The organism is Streptomyces sp. NPDC043876 (assembly GCF_056435825.1).
The window spans coordinates 874573-892066 of sequence record NZ_JBWKDV010000003.1; the positions used below are offsets into that span (position 1 = coordinate 874573).

18 protein-coding genes and 1 pseudogene are annotated in these 17494 nt (G+C 69.3%); 13 read left to right on the forward strand and 6 right to left on the reverse strand.

The genetic code is table 11. The features are described 5' to 3' along the window. The first annotated feature begins 40 nt into the window (after positions 1-40). The 3 genes from AC0693_RS13430 (at position 41) to AC0693_RS13440 (ending at position 3339) form a co-directional block, all read left to right on the forward strand. Positions 41-1351: an ice-binding family protein gene (locus AC0693_RS13430; protein WP_478801796.1), complete on the forward strand. Its 1311-nt coding sequence runs from the start codon at positions 41-43 to the stop codon at positions 1349-1351. A gap of 154 nt (positions 1352-1505) precedes the next feature. Beyond that, positions 1506-2273 (forward strand): DUF5819 family protein, encoded by a 768-nt coding sequence (locus AC0693_RS13435; RefSeq protein WP_478801797.1) that lies wholly within the window; start codon positions 1506-1508, stop codon positions 2271-2273. Between the two features lie 55 nt (positions 2274-2328). Next, positions 2329-3339, forward strand: coding sequence for an HTTM domain-containing protein (locus tag AC0693_RS13440; RefSeq protein WP_478801798.1), 1011 nt, complete (start codon positions 2329-2331; stop codon positions 3337-3339). A gap of 361 nt (positions 3340-3700) precedes the next feature. On the opposite strand, the gene AC0693_RS13445 is transcribed toward AC0693_RS13440, so the two are convergent. Continuing rightward, positions 3701-3847: a hypothetical protein gene (locus AC0693_RS13445; protein ID WP_468469393.1), complete on the reverse strand. Its 147-nt coding sequence runs from the start codon at positions 3845-3847 to the stop codon at positions 3701-3703. 173 nt (positions 3848-4020) lie between these two features. Between AC0693_RS13445 and AC0693_RS13450 the strand changes: the two genes are divergently transcribed. Beyond that, positions 4021-4212: a hypothetical protein gene (locus AC0693_RS13450; protein ID WP_478801799.1), complete on the forward strand. Its 192-nt coding sequence runs from the start codon at positions 4021-4023 to the stop codon at positions 4210-4212. 196 nt (positions 4213-4408) lie between these two features. Here the strand turns inward: AC0693_RS13450 and AC0693_RS13455 are convergent, their stop codons facing one another. Then, the gene (locus AC0693_RS13455) at positions 4409-5440 is read right to left on the reverse strand and encodes a serine hydrolase domain-containing protein (RefSeq protein WP_478801800.1); all 1032 of its coding nucleotides are present in this window, start codon (positions 5438-5440) and stop codon (positions 4409-4411) included. 336 nt (positions 5441-5776) lie between these two features. On the opposite strand from AC0693_RS13455, the pseudogene AC0693_RS13460 reads away from it, so the two are divergent. The 4 genes and pseudogenes from AC0693_RS13460 to AC0693_RS13475 form a co-directional block, all read left to right on the forward strand. Continuing rightward, a pseudogene (locus AC0693_RS13460) lies at positions 5777-6167 on the forward strand (GNAT family N-acetyltransferase); the annotation flags it as partial. A 693-nt stretch (positions 6168-6860) separates the two neighbouring features. After that, entirely contained in the window at positions 6861-7643 is a 783-nt protein-coding gene (locus tag AC0693_RS13465) for a DUF4328 domain-containing protein (protein WP_478801801.1), read from the forward strand. 16 nt (positions 7644-7659) lie between these two features. Beyond that, positions 7660-8145, forward strand: a complete 486-nt coding sequence (locus AC0693_RS13470) for a hypothetical protein (protein WP_478801802.1) — start codon at positions 7660-7662, stop codon at positions 8143-8145. Beyond that, complete coding sequence (locus AC0693_RS13475; protein WP_478801803.1) at positions 8142-8420, forward strand: hypothetical protein; 279 nt, start codon at positions 8142-8144, stop codon at positions 8418-8420. Before AC0693_RS13470 ends, AC0693_RS13475 begins: the two co-directional genes overlap by 4 nt. Before the next feature lie 109 nt (positions 8421-8529). Here AC0693_RS13475 and AC0693_RS13480 read toward each other — a convergent pair whose 3' ends face one another. Beyond that, positions 8530-8919, reverse strand: a complete 390-nt coding sequence (locus AC0693_RS13480; RefSeq protein ID WP_468469381.1) for a VOC family protein — start codon at positions 8917-8919, stop codon at positions 8530-8532. Between the two features lie 87 nt (positions 8920-9006). On the opposite strand from AC0693_RS13480, the gene AC0693_RS13485 reads away from it, so the two are divergent. Beyond that, positions 9007-9777, forward strand: coding sequence for a TetR/AcrR family transcriptional regulator (locus tag AC0693_RS13485; RefSeq protein WP_478801804.1), 771 nt, complete (start codon positions 9007-9009; stop codon positions 9775-9777). 70 nt (positions 9778-9847) lie between these two features. Here the strand turns inward: AC0693_RS13485 and AC0693_RS13490 are convergent, their stop codons facing one another. After that, positions 9848-10618: a MerR family transcriptional regulator gene (locus AC0693_RS13490; protein ID WP_478801805.1), complete on the reverse strand. Its 771-nt coding sequence runs from the start codon at positions 10616-10618 to the stop codon at positions 9848-9850. 217 nt (positions 10619-10835) lie between these two features. On the opposite strand from AC0693_RS13490, the gene AC0693_RS13495 reads away from it, so the two are divergent. Further along, positions 10836-12062 (forward strand): serine hydrolase domain-containing protein, encoded by a 1227-nt coding sequence (locus tag AC0693_RS13495; RefSeq protein WP_478801806.1) that lies wholly within the window; start codon positions 10836-10838, stop codon positions 12060-12062. A 191-nt stretch (positions 12063-12253) separates the two neighbouring features. Then, positions 12254-12658: a PPOX class F420-dependent oxidoreductase gene (locus AC0693_RS13500; RefSeq protein ID WP_468469373.1), complete on the forward strand. Its 405-nt coding sequence runs from the start codon at positions 12254-12256 to the stop codon at positions 12656-12658. A 109-nt stretch (positions 12659-12767) separates the two neighbouring features. Here AC0693_RS13500 and AC0693_RS13505 read toward each other — a convergent pair whose 3' ends face one another. After that, a complete protein-coding gene (locus tag AC0693_RS13505; protein ID WP_478801807.1) occupies positions 12768-15593 on the reverse strand; it encodes a tetratricopeptide repeat protein in 2826 nt (941 codons plus the stop codon). Positions 15594-15719: 126 nt separating this feature from the next. Between AC0693_RS13505 and AC0693_RS13510 the strand changes: the two genes are divergently transcribed. Both AC0693_RS13510 and AC0693_RS13515 read left to right on the forward strand, forming a co-directional pair. After that, positions 15720-15920: a hypothetical protein gene (locus tag AC0693_RS13510; protein WP_469318402.1), complete on the forward strand. Its 201-nt coding sequence runs from the start codon at positions 15720-15722 to the stop codon at positions 15918-15920. Between the two features lie 243 nt (positions 15921-16163). After that, positions 16164-16337: a CsbD family protein gene (locus AC0693_RS13515; RefSeq protein ID WP_468469367.1), complete on the forward strand. Its 174-nt coding sequence runs from the start codon at positions 16164-16166 to the stop codon at positions 16335-16337. Between the two features lie 101 nt (positions 16338-16438). Here the strand turns inward: AC0693_RS13515 and AC0693_RS13520 are convergent, their stop codons facing one another. Further along, complete coding sequence (locus AC0693_RS13520; protein ID WP_478739280.1) at positions 16439-17494, reverse strand: SRPBCC family protein; 1056 nt, start codon at positions 17492-17494, stop codon at positions 16439-16441.

Consider the following 17494-nt stretch of genomic DNA (forward strand, 5'->3'; position numbering starts at 1 on the left):
GCCGACATGCCACCATCCCCTCACAGGAGTTGGCCATTCGATGACCCTGAATATCTCTGGCGACGCGCTCAGGCGCACAACGCCGGTCTGGATCGCGACCGTACTCGCCACGGTGATCGCCTCTGCCGTGATCGCGGTGACGCCCACCCGGGCATATGCGATCGCAACACCCGTACCTTTGGGCACGGCCACCAGCCTTGCCGTGCTGGCCGGCTCCGAGATCACCAACACCGGCCCCACCGTCATCACCGGCGACCTCGGAGTGAGTCCGGGAACAGCCATCAGCGGATTCCCGCCCGGGACCGTGAACGGTACCGTGCACTCCGGCCCGGTTGACCCCGTGGGTCTCCAGGCCAAGAGCGACCTGGTCGCGGCGTACAACAATGCCGCAGGACAGGCGACGGACGCGACTCTTCCCCCGGACGTCGGGGGCCTGACGTTGGTTCCGGGCGTGTACACCGCCCCCTCCACTCTCGGGCTCACGGGCACCCTCACCCTCGACGCCCAGGGCAACCCCAACGCGGTGTGGGTGTTCCAGGTCGGTTCGGGTCTGACCACGGCAAGCTCCAGCAACGTGTCCCTCATCAACGGGGCTTCACCCTGCAATGTGTTCTGGCAGGTGGGAAGTTCGGCCACCCTCGGCACCGAGACCAACTTCGTCGGCACCATCATGGCCCTGACCTCGATCTCTCTGACCACGGGCGCGGACATCGACGGTCGGGCGCTGGCCCGTAACGGCGCGGTGACGATGGACACCAACACGATCAACCGCGGGACCTGTGCCGCCGGCACCACGGGCGGAACCACGGGCGGTCTGGTCACCGGCGGTCTCATCGCCGGTACCACGGGCGGTACCGGTACCACGGGCGGTACCGGTACCACGGGCGGTACCGGTGGCACCGCGACCGGTGGCGCGCCGACGGGAGGCGTCCTCGGTGGCGTCCTCGGCGGCCAGACGACGGGCGGCGGCCTTCTGGGCGGCGTGCTGGGTGGAGCGACGGGCGGCCTCATCGCCGGTACCACCACGAGCGGCACCACAGGCGGCACTGCGGGACCGATCACGGGCGGAACGCTGGGCGGCGCAACCGGCGGCCAGCCGCCCGGTATGCCTGGTCACCACATGCCAGGCCACCACGACCACGACCACGGTAAGCCTGGCGACCACGACCACGACCACGGTAAGCCTGGCGACCACGACCACGACCACGGTAAGCCTGGCGACCACGAACACGGCAAGCCTGGCGAACACGACCATGGCAAGCCTGGCGAACACGGACACGAACACGACCACGGCAAGCCTGGTGGGCATGACGAGCAGGGTGGACACGGCGGATCCGGTGACCACGAGTGAGTGCTCGCCACACCATGCGGGCCGCAGCAGCGGACCGCACGTAGATCCCGCAGCGGGCTGACTGCCGGGGCAGGGCCCGCTGCAGGGGACGGCGGCGTGCGACGGAACTTCCGTTACCTCGCACGCCGCCCGCGAAGCCCGAAGGAACGGATGGATGAGCAATCTCGACGGGAAGCTGGGTGGAGCGGTGCTGGGCAGCCCGACGTCAGCGAATGCGACGGAGCCCAAGCAAGCCGAAGCGGGCAGGACCGGGTCGGAGGACCGCGGTGGGGGACCTCACGCGGACGAGAATGCTCCAGCGCCGCGGGGCCCGCTGACGGTGGGGGTCGCGATCACCGTCGTCCTGTGTCTGGCAGCAGCGCTGACTCATGTCCTCCTCGTCTTTCTGCATGTAGCACCGACGAACGCGGTCTCGCAGCTGTACAGCCGGCCGATCAACGCCTGGGTCTATCCCCTGTTCGAGCAGAATTGGCGGCTGTTCGCCCCGGACCCGGAGTCGGTCAACCGGCAGATCTCCGCGAGGACCAAGAGGACGGCACCCGACGGCACGGTCCAGGTGAGCGGGTGGTTCGACCTGAGCGCCGTGGACGCCTCCGCGGTCGAGCACAACCCCTTCCCCAGCCACACGGCACAGAACATGCTGCGCCGGGCCTGGAGTTCCTACCTTGAAGCGTTCGGCGGTGACGACGAACCGCGTTCGGAACGAGCCGTGATGATGCGGACGTATCTACGCAACATCGCGGCGTCCCGCATCGCCGACCACTGGCGCGGCAGCTTCGACTCCATCCAGCTGCGGGTGGTCACGGTCCCCGTCGCAGCCCCGAACCCAGCGGGGGGTACGCACTCGCCCGCGGCCGGCGCCGCGCCCGTTCAGACCCGTTACCTGCCCTGGTGGAAAGTGACTCCCCATGCAACACACTGAACCGGCCCCAGCAGTCGCGCCCACCCGTCCGGCGGGAGAACCCATCCTCGACCGCATGGGCAGGCTCCTTGCCCTGTTGACCGATCGGCCCGTCTCCCTGTACGGCGCCGCGGTCCTGCGCATCGGATACGGGCTGCTCTACTTCGTCTTCCTGTTGCGCGAGTTCCCGCATCGCGACCAGATCTGGGGTCCCGGTTCGCCGTGGACACCCTCACTGGCGAAGCAGCTGTTCGACCAGACCGGATGGGTCAGCGTCCTCACCCTCTCCGACAGCCGCGCGTACTTCGAATTTTGCTACGCGGTCGCTCTGATCACCTCCGCGCTCTTCATGCTGGGTTGGCACACCAGGGCCGTGTCCGCCCTGTTCGCTGTCGTCGTGGCGTCGTTCCACGCCCGGGCGATCTACATGACGGACGGGGGTGACAACCTCATCCTCCTCATGTCGGTCTACCTCGTCTTCACCGCGTGCGGCCGACGCTGGTCCCTGGACGCGCTAAGGAACAGGGATTCGGCAGGGGACGGTGGCCAACTCCGGCGCATGTCCCACGATTTCCGTCGGACCGTGGTTACCGTGCTGCACAACTGCGGCATGTTCGTCATCGCCGCCCAGGTCTGCTTGCTCTACGGGTCCGCGGGTCTTTACAAGGTGCAAGGCGGCTCCTGGGGCAACGGGACCGCTCTCCACTACGTTATGAACCTCGCACTGTTCCGGCCATGGCCCACGCTGTCCCTCATGCTGGACGAGCACTTCATCGCGGTCGCCGTCGTCGGCTACCTGACCGTGCTGCTACAGGTCGCGTTCCCGTTCGTCCTGTTCGGCAGACTCAAATACCCTGTGTTGACGATGCTGTTGGGCTTGCATCTCGGAATCGCGGTCCTTCTGGGACTACCGCTCTTCTCCGGAGTGATGATCGTCGCGGACGCCGTGTTCCTTCCGGACCGCTTCTACCGGTCCCTGGGCCGCCTGTGGCAGCGGATCCCCCGCCCGACCGGGTTCGGGAAGACCCGGCCTCCGACGCGGAGGGAAACCCCGCTCCTGCCGCCCCAGCCCGGCCCGACCAGCTGAAAGCCACCTCCCCCTCCCCGGGTCGAAGCCCGAGAGGCACGAGACACTGCGGCGGCCGTCCTCACGGAGACCATCGCGTTCGGCCTGGGACCGGTTGCGGCGGCAGCGCCTCCTGGAGATCGCGCGTGCCGACGGCGTCGTGCAGACCGGTCTCTGCCTGAAGGACGAGGACGCGCACCGTGACCGAACTGCCCACTGGCGGAGGGCCAGAGCGCTACTCGGCTCGGGCGGTCTCCAGGGCCGACGTACGCCAAGGCGCTTGGGTGGTTCAATGCCAGGTGGTGCAATGCCCGACCCGAACTCCCAAGGCCACTGTCGGCTCAGGAAGCGTCGACCGGCGGAGCCGTCGGCGGCCGGTCCGTTAGCGGCGTCCGCGCAGGCGGTTGAGCAGTCGTCCGGCCTGGGCTCGTTTGCGGGGGTCGGCGGCGGCCCGCCGGGCCGAGGCGGTCATACGCTGGCCTTGCGGGCTGCGTGCGAACTGCTTGATGCGGGTCAACAACGCGGACATGGTGCCTCCTTGGGGTCGTGAGCCTCGCATACCCCGCTCGGCAGCCGGCATGTGCGCCTCAGCTGCTACCTGACGAAGCGTTCGCCCCCGGCGGGGGAGTGCACCAGTGACCTGCCGGTCGCAGGGTGAACCAACCCCTGGGTGCCGTGGGGGTCGGGAGCACAATGGGGGCCATGTGGAGGAGAAAGAAGCAGGACGAGCCCGATCCCACCCCGGCCGAGCGGTTCACTGCGCCGTTGGTGAAGAACATGCCCGAGGCCGGGGACTTCAGCCATGAGGCCATTCAGAAGCTGGGCAACCCCGTGCCGATGCTGGTGACTGGGACGACCACCCCTTCGGGACGGCCCATGAGCCGAACCGGATAACCATCTGGGCCACCTCGTGGTTCGCTACGGTCTCCGACGCCGATGGCAACGAGGTTCCAGGCGGGCGCGGGCCGCTGGAAGGTGCGCAGGAGTAGGCGTCCGGGCAGCGCACGTGCCCACCGGTCAGGGTCCGCTTGCTGTGCGGTGCGAATTTTGTGACCGGGATTCCGCCTGGGGTGACAGCAGGCGGAGATCCTCAGTGGGTGGTGAGGGCCGCCTTGACCACTTCCACGACACGGGCGCGCTGTTGCTTCGGTGTGGCCTGGGCGTTGGGCCGCAGGGTGTAGACCGTCCGGCGATGGTCATCGGTGCTTGCGAAGACGCCGCTCGTCCAGCCGCCACTGGAGCCGGTCTTGCCCCAGATCTTCGTTCCGTTCAGCTCGATTCCCATCAGGCCGCCGGCACTGAAACAGGCCGCGCTGGTGGGGCAGCTGGTGTTCTCTGCGGCGCCGGGGACGGCGGGTACCTCGAAGAGGTGCCGCTGCTGGGCCGGAGGCAGGAGCCGCCCGCCGAGCACGGCTTTGAGGAACGCGTCGAGGTCACCGGGGGTGGACGTCAGGCCGCCCTCCGACCAGGCCCAGGCGATGGTCGGGTCCTCGGAGAGCCCGGTGCTGCGCAGGGTCAGCGGGCGCAGGATCCGGCGGTCGAGCTCATCGGCGTAGGAGCGCCCGGTGACCGCCTCCACGAGCAGCCCGGCGACGAAGCTGTTCAGCCCGTTGTACTGCTGGATGGTTCCCGGAGCCGGGACGCGTCCGGGGTGGCTCGCCGCGTCCTCCGCGAAGGAGGCGGCCACCACTTCGCGGGGGCCGAGCGGCACCCGGGCCGGACGGGGGAGGTCGCTGGTGTGGTCCAGGAGCTGGCGTACCGTCACGGCGGCGTAGCTCGCCGGAAGCAGCTCGGGCAGGTGACGGCGGACGGGCTCGTCGATGCCGATCCGGTGCTCGGCGACGAGCTGAAGCACCACGGCGTCGGTGAAGACCTTGGTGATGCTGCCCACCGGGAAGCGGCCGCCCGCCTGCACCTCTCCGGCCGTCCCGGTGTAGAGGCTACGCGTGCCCCCGCCGGCCACCCGCACCACGGCCGCGTCCGTCACCTCGTCCGGCAGGGTGGCCAGCAACGCCCGGACCGCGGTCGCGCCGCGGGTGTCCTTGGGGGAGGTGTGCGTGGTGGTCGAGGCCGTGGCATGGGGGGCGGCAGCCAGACCGGTGGCGAGTGCGGCCAAGGCCATGCAAGTGACGCTGAGACGGCGGGCAGCGCGGGGACGAGTGGTCATCGGTGGCTCCTGAGTACGGGGCGGGCGCTCGGATCAGCGCGGTACCCGCGCTGGACCAACCTTCGCCTCCGCACCTCCTGCCGATCATGGGTGATCACCCTGAACCACCCCTGAACGCAGCGCCAATCTCCCTCGGGGTACCGCGGTGGGGGTCGGATCAAAGCCTGGCCAACCGCCAACCAACCTATTTTGATGACCACCCGTCGCGCGTTGAGGTGCTCGATGCGGTGGTGATCATGTACGAGCTGCTCGGGGCGGGTTCGACGGCGTCTACAGACTTCCATGATGGCCGGGCGGCTTGTGGCACACGCCGGCCTGCTACGGCTGCCCGTCGCGATCGGCGCGGTCAAGGCAGAAGTGGTGGGCGTCGGCGGAGTGGCCGTCGCACCCGACATGCAAGGCCGGGGGCTGGCACGACGCGTCGTCGCAGCTGTACTCGCCCATGCTCGTGCCATGGGTCCTCACCACGCACTCCTGTTCTGCCGGCCTGCGCTCGCGCCCTTGTACCAGCGCCTCGGATGGCACCCCGCTCGACCAGGAGGTGCACGTCGAACAGCCCGAAAACCGGTTGGTGACCATGCCGCTGCGGACCATGGTGACGCCCCTGCACGCCAACGCCTGCTGGCCTCAAGGGCCAGTGCGTGCGTTTGTTCTCTCTCCCGATGTGACGTGCCCTTGCTGAACCGGTGTCAGTCCTGACTGACACCGAACTCAGCCCTCCGGCCCTCGACCGTCCAGCCCTCGCCCCCTGCCGGGTGGTTCCAGTCGAGTGAGGACTGGTACAGGTCGGCTAGCCGCCTCATGAGCCTGATGGCGGGGGCAGGTGGAGCAGTGGTCGACGCGCTCCCCTACAAGGGGGTCTGACGCCGGTTCGAATCCGGCTCTGTTTACTCCGCCGCATCCGGTCCCGTACGGCGCTTGACAGCAGGACCCCTTGGGTCGGCGACGCGTGAAAAGTGCGGCGACAGTGTTTTGGAGCAGCACCCTCCCGTACTGAGCGAAGCACCACCCGCGCCTTGTCGTGCCTACCGGGCGCGCGACTTGAGCTCTCCCCTGGCAGACCCGTGCTTCTGGGCGCACACGAGCCGCGGCAGCACGCCGCAGCTCCTGCCTGTGCCGCAACCAGGAGTTGTGTGCAACGGGGGAGCCCATCACGCGGGCTCTGCAGTCACCAGGTGCGTGCCGGGGTGAAGGCGACCGAGGCGAACCGGGTCCCCCTCTGCGCGGGGGCGGCCGGACCGCGGACCTCCACCAGCTTTGACCAGCGGATATCCTGTGGACGCCGGGTAGAGGACCGGCATATTTTCGCCGGGACCCCCGCCTGCCGGGTGGGGGCCGTCTGCATGTCATCCATTCCCTTGGGGGGTCCACCGTCATGTCCTTCAGCGCGCCCAGCTCACAGCCGCCTCCGCAGCCGGGCCTGGACCCATACGGGGCTCCTCAGCAGGGCCACCCCTACCCGGGCGGCCCTTTCTACGCGGCTCCGCCGGTCCCCCAGGCTGTGCTGCGCTCCCCGAAGGGCCTTGCGACGGCCCTGACTTGGCTGCTCGGGGCCGCAGCGGCGGTGCACCTCTTCTCCGCCGGCGCGGGCGCTTACGAACAGTTGTGGTTGCAGGGGTTCGACGGAGACACCCACTTCGACGACCTCGAACTGGGCCTGTCTCCGGCGCTCACCATCCTGGCCGGGGTGCTCCAGGTTCTGATCATGCTGCCCACGGTCGTCGTCTTCATCATCTGGTTCCACCGTGTGCGCAGCAACGGCAGCGTCTTTCGCCCTGACGGCTTCACCCTGGGCCGCGGCTGGGCCGTAGGCGCCTGGTTCGTCCCCGTGGCGAACTTGTTCCTGCCCCACCGGATCGCGCGGCAGACCTGGCGGGCCAGCACCCAGCGCGGCCCCGACGGTTCCGACCGCACGGCGCCCGCCGCCCTGCTGACGTCCTGGTGGCTTGTCTGGGTTCTCGCGGCGATCGTGGGCCGCGTCTTCAGTAAGATCTACGCGGCGGCCGATACCGTGGACGAGCTGCTGTCGGCAGGAGCGCTCGGGATCGCCGCTGATATGGTCACCGTGATCGCCGGCGTACTGGCCGTCCTCTTCGTCCGCAGGCTGACGGCGATGCAGAACACGATGGCGACCGAGGGCCCGTACGCGCGAGCGTGACCTGCTGGCCCACCGCGTGGACCAGATTCGCGACCAGAGCGGCACGGCTCTCGCCGTCGCCGGCCAGGTCTCAGTCCCCGCCTACGGGGACGCCTGCAAGGCGGTGAAGTCGGCCGCCGTCGCCCACGGCTCCGCCACCCAAGCCAACAGCCGCGCACAACCCGGGCGGTCACGCCGTGTGGTCTCGGCGGCCCGCGGGCGCGGACTTGTTCGCCACGGGCTCTTCATGCTCCGCGTCTTCGTGGGTACGTTCCGTGCATCACCGTGGGTTTCAGGTGGGGCCGACAGCAACTGCCAGGGGCGCGCCAAGCAGGTCGGCGCTCTGCTGAGCCCGGGGGAGGGCGGGCTCTTCATGCCCGCCGACCTCGGCTCGGTGCTCAGTGCCTCCGCTGCGTGGACCGGCATCGACAGGGCCCTCAAGTCCGGGCGCGCCGTGTACGTCAACGGTCCGGCCGAGCGCGTGGGCGGGCCAAGAGCAAGTTCACCAGCGGATTCCACGTGATCGTCTTCCTGGCCGTCGGGAAGGACGCCGACGACCGGGTCTACTACCTGGGCCTCGACCCGGATGTCAGCGCCACAGCTGAGTCCCGGGCGGCGTGGAAGGCGCTGGTCGCGGGGGAGCCCGAGACGAAGCCGGAGGAGTTCACCGCGGCGAAGAGCCCGGGGGTCGTCACGTCGATGGTCCTCGGTGACGAGGAGGGCGGCTTCGGCCCGCTGGTCCGCAAGTACTACGTCGACACCACCGCGACGTTCCCCAGGATCAAGCGCTTCGGCTGAGTGCGTCCGGCGAGTCGAGCACGACCCGACCGGGACGAACGGGGTCCGGGCGCGCGGCGGCGTCCGTACCCCGAGGCCGACATGTCCGGTCAGTGTGGCAACGGCAAGCTCAGCTGCTGGTGGGTGCGTTCCAGTCGACGAGTTGGACGATGACGCCGTTGGGGTCGCGGACCTGGAAGGCGCGCTCGCCCCACTCCTCGTCGGTCAGCGGCATGGTGATCGCGACGCCTTCGGAGCGCAGGCGCGCCAGCTCGCCTTCGAGGTCCTCCACGACGAAGGCGAGGATCAGACCGGCGGCGTGCTCGTCGCGCTGGTCGGCCGGGAGGCTGTCCAGCCCCCGCCGCAGAAAGATGACATTCATGCCGGCGTCGTCGCGCGTCAGGGACGCGAAGCCGTCGGCGGCCATCTCCTCGCGGAACCCGAAGTGCTCGATGAGGAAGGCGCTGGATGCGGGGACATCGTCGACGTTGAGCGACACGGCACTTGAGGTGATCTTCATCAAAGCTCCTCCGAGATCCACTGAGCACATTCTCTGTACGTCGTACAATGTACACCGTACAGAGTAGTGATGCGAGAGGATGGCCCCGTGCCAACGGAACGAACGAGCTCAGGCGACCCAGCCCGCACCCTGCAGCTGCTGTGGCGCGACACCTCCGCCGACCCCCGCCGAGGACCGAGGCGGGCGCTGAGCATCGACGCGGTGGTCGAGGCCGCCACGGCCGTCGCCGACGCCGAAGACCTCGACGCGGTGACCATGCGCCGGGTGGCCAAGGAACTCGGCGTCGTGCCCATGACGCTGTATACCTACGTCCCCGGCAAGGCCGAACTCCTCGACCTCATGCTCGACGCCGCCTACGCCCGCATGCCGCGCGCCGACACCACGGGACAGCCCTGGCGCCGGCGCGTCACCGCCATCGCCGAGGAGAACAAAGCCCTCTTCGAACGCCACCCGTGGGCCGCGGCCGTCTCCACCGTCCGCCCGCCGCTGGGACCGGGGCAGATGGCGAAGTACGAGCACGAACTCTCCGGGCTCGACGGTCTCGGCCTCACTGACGTGGAGATGGACGACTGCCTCACCCACCTGCTGACCTTCGTGCAGGCCTGCGCCCGCGCCGCCGGCGACGCCCGAGCCGCACAGCACGACAGCGCCCTGAACGACCAGCAATGGTGGGAGCTGAACGCCCCGCTCCTCACCCGGGTCCTCGACGAGAACGTCTACCCCACCGCCGTCCGCGTCGGTGCAGCCGCAGGCGCCGCACACAACAGTGCCTACGACCCCGCCCACGCCTACTCCTTCGGCCTGCAACGCGTCCTCGACGCCCTCGCCGCCCTGATCGACCGAAGCGAAGACGCGTAGAAATCGAGTTCAACGCAGCGGCGCCCTGGACGGCCCGGTTATCGACGTCACCCTGGTCTGCCGGCGGCCTTCACCGACCCGGAACGGTGATACCGGCCACGCGCAGCTTCGCCTCTACCAGTGCGTTCAACCGGGCGATGGACGGTGACTGCCCGTGTTGGTTGACCAGTGCGTACCGAGAGGTGATGTCGGACTGGTGGTGAAACCCGGCCGGCATGGTCAGCAGCGCCCGTCGGGTCAGGAGTTTGTCGGCAAGCGTGGACGCCAGCTCCGCGATCCGGGGGTCGTCCGGATCCCAGGCCCTCGCATCCCAACCGCGCTTGGTCAGCTCGACGGACTCGGGGTCGGCCAGGGAGTGTTCGAGCAGGGTGAGGAAGCTGTCGAAGATCTCCGGGACCAGTGCCCGGGCCAGCACCAGAGCCTCGCGTTGGCCGGCCACGTAGGCGGGATCGAAGTCGAGTTCGGCGAGCCGTTCCAGGACCGCGCAGGCGCGGTCGGGCAACAGGGCGCGGTCACCGTGGTCGAGACGGTGGAGCCTGTCGCGACGCGCGAGCAAGTCGTCGATCCGTTCGGTCAGTTGCTGGTGGACGTTGTCCAGGGTGGCGGCGAACGTCGTGGGATCGGCGTCGAGAAGGCCACCGATTTCGGCCAGCGGCACGCCTGCCGCGGCCAGGGTCCGGACCTGGACCAGCCGGTACAGAGCATCCGACCGGTAACGACGGTACCCGGAGCGGTCGCGCTCAGGCTCGGCGACCAGGCCGAGCCGGTGATAGTGCCGCACCGTTTTGATCGTGACACCGACGAACGTTGCCGCCTGACCGATCGTGAGTCCGTCTGTCATCGGCTCGGCACACCTCCGGGTCGCGGGTGGCAGCGGTCTGGTGCACCGCGTCGGTGACCGCCCAGAGGTCCGGATGATCACCGGATTGAGGATAGCGCGCGGGGTTGACCTTGACCTTGACCTTGGGTCAAGGCTGCAGGCTCTGCTCAAGGCCTTTCGAAGGGCCGGGCAGCCACCGGGCCGCCGTGAGAACCACCCCCTGAACAGGAGATTCATCATGGAAACAGGCAACAGCGGCTTCTCCGACGCAGGGCTGCGCCGATTGCGCGACGTGCTGGCACAGCACGTCGAGTCCCAACGGATTCCCGGCCTCGTCGCCCTCGTCAGCCGCGGCGGTCAGACGCACGTCGAAGCGATCGGGACGATGCGTCATGACGGTGGCGCGCCGATGCGCCGCGACACGATCTTCCGGATGGCATCCACGTCCAAGCCGGTCACCATGGCGGCGGCGATGATCCTGCTCGACGAGTGCCGGCTGCGACTGGACGACCCCGTCGACCCGTGGCTGCCCGAACTCGCCGACCGACAGGTGCTGAAGCGGCCCGACGGCCCCCTGGACGACACCGTGCCGGCCCACCGGCCGATCACCGTACGGGACCTGCTGAACTCCACGTTCGGCCTCGGGGTCGACTTCGAGTCGATGACTTCCCCGATCAGGGCCGCGACCTTCGAGCGTCTCGACTACAGCGTGGCATCCGGGCCGGCCCCCGAACCGGACGAATGGATGCGCCGCCTCGGCGAACTGCCGCTGCAGTACCAGCCCGGAGTGCGATGGCAGTACGACCTCAGCAACGAGGTCGTCGGGGTGCTCGTCTCCAGGGTCACAGGACAGTCGCTGGAGACGTTCCTGCGCACACGCATTCTCGACCCGCTGGGGATGAAGGACACCGCCTTCCACGTTCCCGCCCAAAAGATCGACCGCCTGCCGCCGCTGTACGGGCCCGACCCGCGGACCGGCGAGTTCCTCGTCTGGGACGAGGCGGCAGGGGGCAGGTCCAGCACGCCTCCCGCGTTCCAGGGCGCCGGCGGCGGACTGGTCTCCACCGCTGACGACTACCACGCCTACTTCCAGATGCTGCTGAACCACGGGATGCACGGCAGCGAACGGATCCTGTCCCGGGCCGCCGTCGAGCTGATGACCACCAACCGCCTCACACCCCAGCAGATGGCCGCCCGGGACGCCATGTTCAGCAACGTGGCCCACCTGTCGTCCGGCCAGGGGGCGAACGGCGGCTGGGGCTTCGGGATGGCGGTGCGCACCTACCGCGGGGACTACACGCCCATCGGCCAGTTCGGCTGGTTCGGCGGCACCGGCACCACCGCCTACGCAGACAGGACCAACCAACTCACCGGAGTCCTCCTCACCCAGGTCGGACTGTCCACCCCGGATTCCCCGCGTGCCATGAGCGACTTCTGGACCACCCTCTACCAGGCCATCGACTGACAACGAGCTCGACCGGTCCTCGGCGTGCCGTTCGCCGCAACGGTAGCGACGCCCAGCGCGTTCATCCCAGTCTTGGGCGGCGACGCGCGGGTGGGGGAATGGCGGTGGTGGATGGTGCGCTGGCGCAGAATCGGGTACGCGTACCGCCCGGGCCCGTTCAGGGGTCATCCTGACATCAGGGAGAGAGCACCATGCCTGCAGAACTGTCCGACCAGCTGAAGACGCTCCTGGACTCGCCCGTCTTCATCACCGTTGCCACCCTCCAGCCGGACGGCAGTCCTCAGGTGTCCCCTGTGTGGGTCATGCGGGACGGTGGCGATGTTCTGTTCTCCACGACTGTCGACCGCCAGAAGTACAAGAACCTCACCCGCGACCCCCGGGTCAGTGTCGTGGCGCAGCCCGCCGATGCGCCGTACACCTATGCCGAGATCCGCGGTATCGCGGAAGTGACCGCCGATCCCGGCCGTGAGTTGATCGACGCGTTGTCGCTCAAGTACACCGGCAAGAGGTACGCGGAGTTCAACCCGGCTTCGGCCAACGATGCGGACCGCGTGATCGTGAGGATCAAGCCGCACAAGGTCGTGGGAGGCCTCTGACGGTTTAGTGCGGGTGGGTTGCTGCCAGTGCTCGGCTGGCGGCAGCCCTGCCCCCAGCTGACCGGTAGGCCCGCGATGGCTTCGGCGAGTGCACGCCCTCCCACGGGTGCTAAGGAGCCGGCTTCCCCCGCAGGCGGGCAGCTTCGTGGTGGCGCCCGAGCTGGTGATGAGCGGTGGCGAGGTTGGCACGGGCGTTGACGGTGTGGGGGTGGCCGGGGCCGAGAAGGCGTTCGAAGTCGGCGTGGACGGATTCCAGGAGTGCGAGCGCGTCATGGTGACGCCCGTGGCTGCTGAGAACGACGGCGAGGTTGGCACGGGCCAGGAGGGTGTCGGGGTGGTCGGGCCCGCGGAGGCGCTCTGAGTCGGCGTGCACGACTTCCAGCAGGGCGAGTGCTTCGTGGTGGTGCCCGAGCTGGTGATGGGCGGCGGCGAGATTGGCACGGCTGTGGAGGGTGTCGGGGTGGTCGGGTCCGAGCAGGCGCTCTGAGTCGGCGTGGACGGATTCCAGTAGAGCGAGCGCTTCGTGGTGGCGTCCGAGACCGCTGTAGGTGACCGCGAGGTTGGCGCCGGCGCTGATGGTGTCGGGGTGGTCGGGCCCGAGGAGACGTTGGAGGTCCGCGTGGACGGCTTCCTGGAGGGCGAGTGCGTCGTGGTGGCGTCCGAGGCCGCTGTACGTGGCGGCGAGGTTGGCGCGGGTGCTGATGGTGTCGGGGTGGTCGGGCCCGAGGAGACGTTCGCGGTCGGCGAGGAGTGCTTGCAGGAGAGCGAGCGCTTCGTGGCTGCGCCCGAGGTGGTGGTATCCGGCGGCGAGGTTGGCGCGGGCGTGGAGGGTGGTGGGGTGGTCCGGTCCGAGGCGGCGCTCGAAGGCGGCGTGGACGGCTTCTTCGAGGGCGAGTGCGTCGTGGTGGCGCCCGAGGCTGCGGTAGGTGTCGGCGAGGTTGGCGCGGGCGTGCAGGGTGGTGGGGTGGTCGGGCCCGAAGAGGTGTTCGGAGTCGATGCGGACGGCTTCTTGGAGGCCGAGTGCGTCGTGGTGGCGCCCGAGTCGGTGGTAGGCGGTCGCGAGATTGATGCGGGCGTTCATGGTGTCGGGGTGGGCGGGCCCGAAGCGGCGTTCGCAGGCCGCGTGGACGGCCTCCTTGAGAGTGAGTGCGTCGCGGTGGCGCCCGAGGTCGCTGTAGGTGGTGGCCAGGTGGGCGCGGGCGCTGATGGTGTCGGGGTGGTCCGTGGTGAGTACTCGCGTGGCCGTTTCCGTGATGGACGTCCAGTAACTGTGGGCGTCATGGTGCAGGCCGCCGGAGCTGAGGCTGCTTCCGTTGACGAGGATCACCGGGTGCATGCCGCCCTGCCAGAGCTGATTCCCGGCGTGCTGGAGCAGCGTGGTGGCGTTGGCGCGCAGTGCTTGCGCGAGCTCCCGCGGCTGATCGGTGGGTGGCCAGAGCGCGACCAGGGCATCGGCGGCGGTGAGGGCGAGGTCGGGTTGCCTGCTGGTGGGGGTGGCTTCGCGGACGGCGCGGCCGGTGAGGGCGTGCATGCGGATCTGACGGTGGGTGGCGTGCGGGTCGGTGGTGATCAGCGCGTACCGGCGCAAAACCCGCAGGGCGCGCACCACGTCTTCCGCCGTGGTCGGCGTCTTGTCGCCCTGACCCGGGGTCGCGGTGAGGAACGAGGTGACGGGCGGGGTCGTCCAGAGGGCTTCCGGGTGGCCGTTGGGATCGAGAAGCGCGAGCAACCGGACGAGGGGAAGGACCAGGCCATCGGGGCCGGCTTGTTCGGCTGCGTCCAGGGAGAGGAGCAGGGCCGCGGCGACCTGCCGCTGATAGCCCTCGGTGTCCGCCCACTCCGGCAGGACGTCGTCCAGCCGCAGCGCCCGGTCGGCCAGGCGGGTCAGGTACTGGGAGCAGCTGAGTTCCTCGGCGAGGAGGTAGGCGGCGGCGTGGCCCAGTGCGAGCGGGAGGTGGCCGAGCACGCGGGCGATCTCGTCCTCCCGCCCGTCCAGAAGGTGCCTTCCACCGTCAGTGGTGACCCGTTCCCGGAGGTAGTCGGTGGCTTCCTGGGGGGTGTATACGTCGATGTCGATGCGGTTGCGTCCGCCGCCGGTCAGGCGCGGGTCGTGCAGGCGGGTCGTGGCCAGCGTCCACCCGGTGCCGGGTCGGGCCGGCGGCCACCACGGGCCGACGACGCCCGGGTCACTGACGTCGTCCAGTACGACGAGCCAGGACCGGTCCGTGGTCGCCAGCCACTCCAGGAACGCCCGCGCGTCCTGCTCGGGGTCCTCCCCGCCCGCCCCGGGTGCCCCGACCCGCAGGGCAGCCTGTGCATAGAGGGCGATGATCTGAGCGCTCTCGCCGGCCGGGACCCACACCACCAGCCCGGTTCCCTCGGCGACGGCTTCGTGGGCGTACTGGGCGGCGAGCTGGGACTTTCCGACCCCACCCATCCCCGACAGCACCCCCGCTGACGCCCGCCTGGCCTGCGTCAACACCACCGAGCCCCCCGCACGGGCAGCATCGATGCGTGCCCGGAGCCCCTCGCGCGGCTGGAACGCCGATGCGGCCCGCGGCGGCGCCCCCACCAGCAGACCCGGGGTGGTGGCCGCCGCGCCCCCGCCACCCGCTGACCGCCGGGCCCCCGTGACCCGCCCGAAAGGCACCGCCCGGGCGCCCGACAGGGCCTCCTCGGCCTGCTGTCTGAGGTCCAGCAGCCCGTCCACGTCGAGCCGCAACGCGCCTGCCATGCCCGCCACGGTCCGCTCGGTCGGAACGAAAGGCTTGTTCAGGGCGTTGCTCACGCTCGTACGCCCCAGCCCGGACCGCCGCGCCAGCCAGGCCACCGTCTGGCCCGTCGAGGCCAACGCCCTCCTCAGCTGCGCCTGCAAGCGGGACAGCGCCGTGCCGGCCCCCTCGACTGGCTCCGGCATCTCGTCGGCGACGCTCATGTTTTCCCCCGGCCGATGTGCACGCCCTTGTTCAGCGGTGTTCATCATTGCCTGGCCGAACCCCGTCGCACACCCGATTCGAGAGGGTCGGGCCATCAACCGGTGTGTCTTTGCGAGGAGTTCGATATGTCTGCTCTGACGGTGGTGCTCTTCACGATCTGCCTGATCTTGATCGGCGCCCTCGCCGTCGCCGCGGCGGCGGGGAAACTGGCCCGCTTGGACGGTGCGACCTACCCGGCCGCCTGCCTGCGCGCCGCCGCTGCGTTCGCGGCGTTCCTGACCCTGGCCGCCGCCGTCACCGGCGCCCTGGCCGCGGTCATGACGTGAACTGACCTGAGGAACGGCGAACGTGCCCCCGGCTCGACCCGTACGGGCCGAGGCAGTCGGCGCGTCGCCGGTGATCGTCACCCTGCTCGCTCTGCGGTCGCTGCCCGGGTCCAGCGGCCGAGAGAGCTGCGTAGTCGGCGCGCTTTGAGTAGAATTAGCCCGCTATGTGCATGGGGCAAGCGGCCGGGCAGGTGCCCGGCAGGGTCGTATGCCACGCGTGATCAAGCGCGGAGGTGAGAGGGCATGAGCGCAGGCAAGAAGGTCAAGAACGCCGCGAAGGCGACCAAGGGCAAGGTGAAGGAAACGACGGGCAAGGCGGTGGGCAACGAGAGCCTGGAAGCCAAGGGGCGCGGAGAGCAGGCGCTGGGCGACGCCAAGCAGGCAGTGCAAAAGGGCAAGGATGCACTCAAGCACTAATGCGAGGTTCGCCGTACGACCTGGTGGTCAGGTGACACAGGATTGAGGGCCGGCGGGAGCGCTCCGCCGGCCCTCATGCACGCGGTGCCTCTGCGTGCGCGCTAAGCGGGCGCGCGGTGTCGGCGTCGCCGGGGCGGCGGCTCTTGCTCTTCGTCCTCCTCTTCGTCCTCGTCCTCCGCGTCGTCGTACCGGGCCTCGTCTTCCTCACCCTCTTCGGGCGGTTCCTCGTCCTCTTCCTCGTCCGTGTACTCATCGTCGTCTTGTTCGGCGTCGCCGTCCTCGCCCTCGTACTCCCCGTCCTCGTCCTCGTCCCCGTCCTCTCCCTCTTCGGACTGTTCCTCCTCCAGGGCTTCTTCGTGGGTCTGGACGACTTCGCCGTCACGGATCTCGCCGCGCCAGCCTTCCGGTTCGTCGTTGGTGAGCATGACGTGACGCAGGAAGTTCTTCAGGTCCAGGCGCAGACGACGACCCTGGGCGCGCCAGAGGTTCCCGGTCTTCTCGAACAAGCCGGACGGGTAGTACTCCACGACGATGACGATGCGGGTCAGAGACGGGGCGAGCTCGTGGAAGGTGACGCAGCCGCGGGTGGTGCCCTTGGCCCCCTCGGACGACCACACGATGCGGTCGTCGGGGATCTGTTCCTGGACAGTGGCCTTCCAACTACGGGTGGAGGGGCCGACCTTGACCTTCCAGTCGCTGGTGGTGTCGTCTCCGCGAGACACGCTGCGAACGCCCTTGGCGAACCCGCTGAAGTCCTCGTACTGGGTCCAGTGGTCGTAGACCGTACGCAAGGGGAGGCCGACGTCGAGCACCTCGGCGATGTTCATCAGTTTGCCGCCGCCGCTCTTGCGGCCCTTGCCCTTGCCGCCGCCGAAGGCCTCGGTGACCTTGTCCTTGAGCTTGCCGAGTTTCTGTCCGGCGATGGCCTTCAGGGGCGAGTCGCCCTGCACGAGACGGCCGCCGATGCCGGCGACGTCGGAGAGGGTGCCACCGTTGTCGGCGACGTCGTAGAGCTGGTCGGTGAGGCCGGAGAGCTTGTCCGTGGCCTTGTCCGCCAACTGGTCGGCCTGGGCGGCGAGGAACCCGCCCAGCTCCTTCATCAGCTGGTCCATCCCGGAGGGCGGCTCCGGTGACTTGCTGCGGTCTGAGGTTGCCAT